Source organism: Budvicia diplopodorum (assembly GCF_009800925.1).
In the GTDB taxonomy this organism is placed as follows: domain Bacteria; phylum Pseudomonadota; class Gammaproteobacteria; order Enterobacterales; family Enterobacteriaceae; genus Budvicia; species Budvicia diplopodorum.
Map to the genome: position 1 here is coordinate 102,634 of NZ_WOYF01000012.1, position 6,616 is coordinate 109,249.

The 6,616-nt window shown below is 47.1% G+C and carries 4 protein-coding genes; all 4 read right to left on the reverse strand.

Going from position 1 to position 6,616, the window contains the following annotated elements:
* Window positions 1–30 precede the first annotated feature (30 nt).
* Complete coding sequence (gene rmuC / locus GVI43_RS11790; RefSeq protein ID WP_159567060.1) at window positions 31–1,530, reverse strand: DNA recombination protein RmuC; 1,500 nt, start codon at window positions 1,528–1,530, stop codon at window positions 31–33.
* 108 nt (window positions 1,531–1,638) lie between these two features.
* Window positions 1,639–2,172 (reverse strand): DedA family protein, encoded by a 534-nt coding sequence (locus GVI43_RS11795; protein ID WP_159567061.1) that lies wholly within the window; start codon window positions 2,170–2,172, stop codon window positions 1,639–1,641.
* A gap of 165 nt (window positions 2,173–2,337) precedes the next feature.
* The gene (locus tag GVI43_RS11800; protein WP_159567062.1) at window positions 2,338–4,149 is read right to left on the reverse strand and encodes a carbon starvation CstA family protein; all 1,812 of its coding nucleotides are present in this window, start codon (window positions 4,147–4,149) and stop codon (window positions 2,338–2,340) included.
* Window positions 4,150–4,285: 136 nt separating this feature from the next.
* A complete protein-coding gene (locus tag GVI43_RS11805; protein ID WP_159567063.1) occupies window positions 4,286–6,013 on the reverse strand; it encodes a sensor histidine kinase in 1,728 nt (575 codons plus the stop codon).
* Window positions 6,014–6,616 lie beyond the last annotated feature (603 nt).

Here is a 6,616-nt window from a genome sequence, read left to right on the forward strand (position 1 = left end):
CACTGATATAACTCTTTTTTGTTATTGTTCTTATATATCAGAGCAATTCTCTAAACCTTCGGGTTTATCTATCGCTTCTGATTGTGATTCAGCTAATGCCGGCTCAGATATTATTGGATTAATGGGCCTTTTGACCTCAACGCCCAAAGAGCGAAAGCTCTCTACCTGTCCAATCAGGTTAGCACGCCCTTGGGATAATTTGCCCATCGCCTGACGATAGTTATCTTGAGCTTTATCTAAACTCAAGCCTAACGCTGACATATCGTCAACAAACAGTCGCAGCTTGTCGTAAAGCCGGGCGGCCCGATCGGCAATTTGTTGTGCATTCTGGCTCTGATGCTCATAGCGCCATAAATTACTGATAGTACGCAGAGCAACCAGCAACGTCGTAGGGCTAACCAGCATAATATTATGCTGCAGCGCTTCGCTGATTAATTCAGGCTGGCGATCGATAGCCAGTAAAAACGCTGGCTCTACGGGTATAAACATGAGTACGTAATCAAGGGAACGTAAGCCGGGCAACTGTTGATAGTCTTTTCGCCCGAGCAGGCGAACGTGAGATCGCACTGAACCAATATGTTCACTGAGGGCCTGATTGCGTTCCTGCTCATCGTCACTGTTAAAATAGCGTTCGTAGCTGACTAGTGACATTTTAGCATCAATAACGACATCTTTCCCCTGAGGAAGGTGAACGATCACATCAGGCTGCTGGCGGTTCCCTTCATCGCCACGAATATTCACCTGAGTTTGATACTCATAGCCCTCGCGTAAACCGGAGGCTTCTAATACCCGACTCAGGACAACCTCGCCCCAGTTACCTTGGGTTTTATTGTCGCCTTTCAGCGCCTTAGTAAGGTTGATAGCTTCGCGAGCCATCTGCGCATTTAGCTGCTGTAGATTACGAATTTCGTGGGCCAGCGTATGGCGCTCTTTGGCTTCTTGCCCGTAACTGTCTTGAACCTGACGCCGAAAGCCGTCTAGTTGTTCACACAGAGGCACCAGCAACCGGTCTAAACTTTGCCGGTTTTGCTCATCCACCTTACGGCCGCTTTGTTCGAAAATACGGTTGGCTAAATTTTCAAACTGAACACTCAGGCGCTGTTCGCTGCTAATCAGCAAGCGCTGTTTTTCATCAGAGGCAAATCGGGTTTCTTCAAGGCGGGTTGTCATCTCACGAAGTTCGGCCTCTAAAGCGCTATTTATACTCTGGAGGCTTCTCAGCTCCTGATTTAAGCGTTCGCACTCTTCATGCCATAGCAGCTGCTGCTGGCTCTTCTCTTGAAGGGTGGCCAGCCTGAAATGTAAATCCCGCTGTTCAACCAGCCCCTGTTGTAGCTCTTGAGCGCGCTGTTGGCGTTCAGAAAGTAAATTTTGATTATCTGACCGAGACTGTTCAAGCTGTGAGGAAAGTAGCGTAATTTGGCTTTCCTGCTGTAAATTATGGCGCTGATTATAGATGGCCGAGATCAGCCCACCCATTAATAAACCTATCACTGCTGCAGCGATAACTATCATCAAACTGGTATCCACCGCGCCTCCAGACATAAAATCATCGTAGCAGTTAAAAGTAAGAGAATACTGTATAAATGTCCAGATAGTTTTACCTTACTTTGCATAATGTGCCGCAAAACTATCCGATTAAAAGCTGAAATATTTAGCCAGCCAGTGTAAGCCAAACGCACCGGGTGCTAGCATTAAAAAGCCCCACAGCATGGCGGAAGCCAAATTAATCACCTGAAAGGTTTTTTGCTCCATACCACAAATGCCGGCCACCAGCGGAACCGTCGCCCGAAAAGGGCCAAAAAAACGGCCAACAAACACGCCGGGAGCCCCCCAACGATGAAAGAAGTATTGTCCCCGTACTAACATTTGCGGATTACGGGATAAAGGCCACATATGAGCCACTTTCTCTTTATAACGCCAGCCGATCCAATAGGATATCCAGTCGCCAAAAAACGCACCCGCAGCGGCAGAGCCCCATAAAGGCCAGAACGCAATGCCGCTCTCGCCAATAATTGCCCCAATGCCCAGCAGAATAACGGTTGCCGGTATCAGCAACGACAGAAAAGTAATCGACTCACCGAAAGCCAAAAAGAAAACAACCGGCAGCCCCCACATCTGGTGGTCACGAACAAAGTTCATCGTCATCTGAATTAGGTTATCAAGCGTCAAATCAGTGCCCCCTATGTTACAAGCACTACATTTAGCAAGATAACCCACGCCAAAATCAACATTCTTTTAATTTTATCGAAGATCCCGCTGAGTATCCGCCCACAAAAAACCGGGCCTTAAGCCCGGTTGGAATATTCAAACGTTACTGTTTTTAACTAACAGCAATTAAGCATTACTTGCGGCTGCGCTGTCATCGATCTGTGAACCGCGAGGGCGGGCCAGCAGTTCACGCCATTTACCCAGCGCAGAGAACAGAATCGCAAAGCCCAAGACCAGCATAATAATAGAGATAGTACCGTTAAACAGGTTGTATCCCTTCGCTGACGCATTGAAGTAAACGTTTTTCATCATCCAGTAAGCCGCATAGTTTACCGTTACAAACAGGTAAGCCAGAGGAATAATACAGGTCAGCATATAAACGCGTTTCTTCGCTAAGCGTAAGATAATCGTTGCACCGATAATCAAACCAACCGACGCCATTAACTGGTTAGATACGCCAAACAAAGCCCACACAGAGTTAATGTCGCCAGAGTTGAGTAAGTATCCCCACAGCGCACAAGCGATAATGCTGCAGAAAATAGAACCCGGCAACCAGTCAGTACGTTTTAGCGGAGCCCACAGGTCACCCAGGAAGTCTTGCAGCAGGTAACGCGCTACGCGAGTACCGGAGTCAACCGCAGTCAGAATAAATACCGCTTCGAACATAATAACAAACTGGAAGAAGTAAGAGGCTAAGTGGCTGAACCACGGTACGCGGATAAAGATGTCGGTCATACCAACCGCCAGCGTTACCGCACCACCGGTACGACCATACAGGTCTAAGCCGATTTCTTGGCTCAGTACCGGTAAGTTAACCACTTCCATACCCAGTTTTGCCCAAGCTTCAGCGCTAGAGTTAATCGCAAAGTAGTCAGCAGGATGAAGAGACGTTGCCGCGATCAGCGCCATAACGCCAACCACACACTCAGCTAACATTGCGCCGAAACCTACCGGTAGAATGTCAGACCATTTGTCGATTTGTTTTGGTGTAGTACCAGAACCAATAAAGGCGTGGAAACCAGAGATAGCGCCACAGGCGATAGTGATAGAGATAAATGGCCATACCGGACCAGCAATAACAGGACCGCCACCGTGGATGAACTCAGTTACCGCCGGGAATTGAATTTCAGGGTTAATAAAAATAACGCCGATAACCAATGCACCGAACACACCAATTTTCATAAAGCTGGATAAGTAACCGCGAGGGGTTAATAACATCCATACCGGTAATGCCGTTGCAAAGAAGGCATAAATAGGCAGAATCAGGCTTACCGTTGTTGCTTTTAACGTCAACCACTCGCCGAATACTGTTCCCTGAATATAAGGACCAATAAACACGCACGCCATAATCGCAACGATACCCACATAGGCGGCACCCTGCATTTTACCGGTTACACGTTCCCATAAGCCTACGCAAATAGCGATAGGAATGGTCATGAACACCGCAAACGCACCCCAAGGGTTACGATCTAAAGCATGTACTACTACCATGGACAGACCGGCCATAGTAATCGTGATGATAAACAACATTGCCAGACCGGTACACCAGCCAGCAATCGGACCTAATTCAGATTTAGCAACCTCAGACAGAGATTTGCCCTGATGCTTCATTGATGCAAACAGAACCACGGTATCGTGAACTGCTCCGCCAATGACACAACCAATCAATAGCCATAAAAAGCCGGGTAAATAACCGAACTGAGCGGCTAATACCGGACCAACCAAGGGACCAGCCGCTGCGATTGCAGCAAAGTGGCTACCAAAGTTTACCCATTTCTTAGTTGGTACGTAATCTTTGCCATCTTCAAAAGTATGTGATGGCGTAATCTCATTATCGCGCACCTGTAGTACTTTGCGCACAAAAAACACGCCGTAGAGGCGGTAAGTGATAGCAAGGATACAAAGAGTGGCGATAACAAAAGTAATCGCGTGTTGCATTGTCGTTCTCCTAGAGGTTTTTTCCGAGCGCTAACATACCCGTTTCTGAAAAACGACAAAGTTGAATGTGTGTAAGCGGTAGCCTGACCAATTAAGCGGTTAAATTTACCGCCTGAGTGGTTGGCAATTTTCCCTTTTATAGACTATGGGCATCATCAAGGGCTTTATTCACAATTGGGATCCTGATGGTTATTCGGGTGAAACGTTCGCTTTCGCTTTCAACCGTAATACCGTATTCATAGCCGTAACGGCTTTTAATACGGCGATCGACCAAATTCATCCCTAGGCCATCACCATTCAATCTAGGTTGATATAGCCCGGCATTATCTTCAACAACCAAAACCAACATTTCACGCCCAAGGTCGGTAGCGTCTAGGTATCCGCGGATCATAATCCGGCCTTCGGTCAACATCTGCGACGTTCCATGCTTGATCGCATTTTCAACAATGGGCTGTAGGGAGAAAGCCGGTAACGACAGCGGAAGTAAGGCATCGGAGATATCCATATCCACAGTCAAACGATCGGCAAACCGCGCCTTCTCAATTTCCAAATAGGCATTAATATGCTCAAGCTCATCGCTCAGGCTGACTTCATCATTACTGCGTTTTAAATTTTTTCGAAAGAAAGTAGAAAGGGATAGAACCAAACGGCGGGCGTGCCCCGGATCTTTACGGATAACTGCCGATAAAGTGTTTAGCGCATTAAACAGAAAATGTGGATTCACCTGAGCATGCAACAGCTTAATTTCAGATTGAGAAAGCAGCTGCTTTTGCTGATCCAGCCTGCCGGTGAGGATCTGAGCGGAGAGAAGATGGGCGATGCCTTCGCCCAGCGTCCGGTTAATCGATGAAAACAGCCGGCTCTTAGGTTCATACAGTTTAATGGTACCGATAACCATCTGCTCTTCTCCGCGCAGCGGGATCACTAGCGTCGAACCCAGTTTACAGTTTGGCGTGATTGAACAGGCATAGTGCACTTCATTACCATCAGCATAAACCACCTGATTATTCTCAATTGCCTTATGCGTGTGGTGTGAAGTAATCGCAGTACCGGGCAAATGGTGATCGCCTCCGGTGCCAATAAATGCCATCAGCTTCTCTCTGTCGGTAATGGCTACGGCTCCGACGCCCAGTTCTTCGTAGAGGATCTGGGCAATTCGCATACTATTTTTCTGGTTGAACCCCTGTCGCAGCACCCCTTCTGAACGGGCGGCTATCTGTAACGCCTTGGCCGAGAATGCCGTCGTGTATTTCTCAAATATCGCCCGCCGGTCAAGCAGGATCCGCATAAACATCGCGGCACCCACGGTATTCGCGATCATCATCGGTAAAGCGATATCGTTAACCAGATGCAGAGCCTGAGAGAACGGGCGGGCCACTAATAAAATAATCAACATCTGGAAGCCTTCGGCTAATAGCGTTACTGCCGCTACCATTAAAGGCTGAAACAGCAAATCCATGCGATTACGGCGAATTAAATAGCTGTGCAGCAACCCACCGAGCAAACCTTCAGCAATGGTCGATAACATACAGGCCGTTGCGGTCATCCCGCCCATAGAGTAACGATGCAATCCTCCGGTGAGGCCGACAAAAAACCCCACAGAAGGCCCACCAAGAACCCCACCAAGTACGGCGCCCATCGCTCGAGTATTCGCTATAGAGTCATCAATCTGCAGGCCAAAGTAGGTACCCATAATGCAGAACATGGAGAAGGTGAAATAGCAAAGTAGCTTGTGAGGAAGGCGGATAGTGACCTGCATCAGAGGAATAAACAAAGGCGTCTTGCTAAGCAGGTAAGCAATCACCAAATAGACACACATTTGCTGTAATAGTGAAAAAATGAGGTCGATCTGTTTAATATCCATAGGGCCTGTTTTCGATGTGTTCGCTGAAATCCGACGCTATTTTAGCACTAACTGACCGTTGAGCGGCATCCCAAAATCAGGATAAAAAAAAAGCCAGCTCAAGGCTGGCTAAAATAAACACTGGAAGCAATGTGAGCAATGTCGTGCTTTCTTGAGGTGAGCATGAATGACCGCCCCTTGAAAACATGTAAATAATAATCATTATCACTAGCGTCTGTAAAGCTCTTTTTATACAAAAAATAAATAAAAAGAGAAGAACCACATGTTTATTTATTTTTCAATTAGTTATAGACATTCAAAGATTAATTATTAACCACATATATTGTAAGGCCGCACTACCGGCTATCGCCAGATTAAGATGGTGGCTAATCTCATATAAAAAAATCCCCCTTCAAAATAATTTGGCGGGGGATTATACAAAAGCCTGCTTGTTTAATGCTTTCGTGGCATTACGCTTCGATCAGAATCTCACGTTAACGTTCATATTCAGACCCTTATCGCTGGCGCTGTCTTCCCGCCAGTTGTAAGCGTCCAGACCCATCGTGGTGTTGCCCTGATTATAATGCACGCCTATCTGTGCCAGTCCGTTTACGCCGCCGCCTT